At 37.8% G+C, this 1,356-nt stretch carries 2 protein-coding genes; both read right to left on the reverse strand.

Annotation, left to right across the window (positions count from 1 at the left end; translation table 11 throughout):
- Nucleotides 1-194: 194 nt before the first annotated feature.
- Nucleotides 195-563, reverse strand: a complete 369-nt coding sequence (locus ACNOHI_RS24475; RefSeq protein ID WP_128771479.1) for a transposase — start codon at nucleotides 561-563, stop codon at nucleotides 195-197.
- 113 nt (nucleotides 564-676) lie between these two features.
- Nucleotides 677-1,356, reverse strand: a 680-nt coding sequence (locus tag ACNOHI_RS24480) for a hypothetical protein (protein ID WP_420477339.1), incomplete at its 5' end; no start/stop codon positions are given.

The raw sequence follows: 1,356 nt of genomic DNA on the forward strand, positions 1-1,356 counted from the left end.
TAAGCACCTGTACAGCTTATGTAAGCCAAGCCCTGGCAACTCACGCCTGATCTGGGCTACCATATCCAGTACCACAACCTCATCCTGATGAATCGATTTGAAATGATATTTCCTGTCATAGTAAGCATGTCGGGACTTACCAAACAGTCTACAAAGAGGCCCGATACCCATCCTTGTAATTCGCCTTTCCTTAATCAGCGTGACTGTTTGGTGCCATGCTTTTTTCGCAGAGGCACTTTGAGTTCCTTTTCTGCATAATCGATCATTGAATTAAGTCCATAGATCATTACATTGGCTTTTTCCAGGGCTTTCTCTAGTTGTTTTATATGAGCTTTAAGTGCCTTAGAGTCCTTTTCGTTGGGGTTCATAAGTGGTAAAGATACAGCTCCTTTTTCTAACCCTCTTTTGTAAATACTTACCCAGTTACTTAATATATGAGTGTTAGGCAAGCCGTGATCATAAGCGACTTCTTTTATGGAAAGGTTCTGATATACAACCTTAACAATTAGTTTTTCCTTAAATGCTTTTGAATAGACTTTTGGTTCTGTGAGTAGTGCTTTCATTTTTTTAAGTGATTTTTCACAAAACTGTATAGCTATAGCCGTATAAGACCTTGGCCTTAGGTGATGCAATGGTACTTCTAAATGCAGTTTATCAAATGCTAAATCTTTTTAACTTATAGCCATTTACATGAGGGAACCTTGATAGAATATTCCCGTTTTTGTGATACCACACCACTCGATAAACCATATACTTTGTTACAATGAATACCCCTATGATCATACATCTCGAGTAGTCCATTTTCAGTGTCAATGGAATAAAAAATTGTGTTGTTACCTTTATTTACTCCGAGTTGGAAAATGTCGTTGACCCTTTTATCCGATTCGTTTAGGTTAGTTAACGACTTATTAAACTTACCACCGTTAAGCACCGCCATTATGTTCCCCCATTTCAACAAGTGATAATCTTCCTTATTGAGAGAGTGGCACTTTTTTAAACAGGTGATTAAAGAATGAGCAGGAGCCGGATCCTTTGAGGGGGTCCAAGAGTCCCAGTTGAATTTCGTATAAAACTGGAGGTATTTTGAAAAAAAAACATTGTAGTCTTGTTCATCAACGAAAGTCGGTTTAACGTAGGAATCTAGAAAAATTTTTATAAAAGAATAATCGATGGTCATAGCCTCAATCGATACAAGCTTGGGTAGATCTTCCGTATTTCGTTTATTAACCCTTATATATGACTGCGTCGCAGGAGTGCGAGACAAAAATCTCACATTTTCAAAGCCTAACCCTTTTGTTTCGAAAGCTTCGATAGCTGCTGAGCAGGAAATTTCTTTAAATGGAGACTTACCAGTAT

The organism is Noviherbaspirillum sp. ST9 (assembly GCF_048799745.1).
Classification (GTDB): Bacteria; Pseudomonadota; Gammaproteobacteria; order Burkholderiales; family Burkholderiaceae_D; genus Noviherbaspirillum.

What these genes read in the sequence shown, in the direction of transcription:
- ACNOHI_RS24475 (WP_128771479.1), bottom strand. Translation starts at nt 563, where the DNA reads ATGAAAGCACTACTCACAGAACCAAAAGTCTATTCAAAAGCATTTAAG.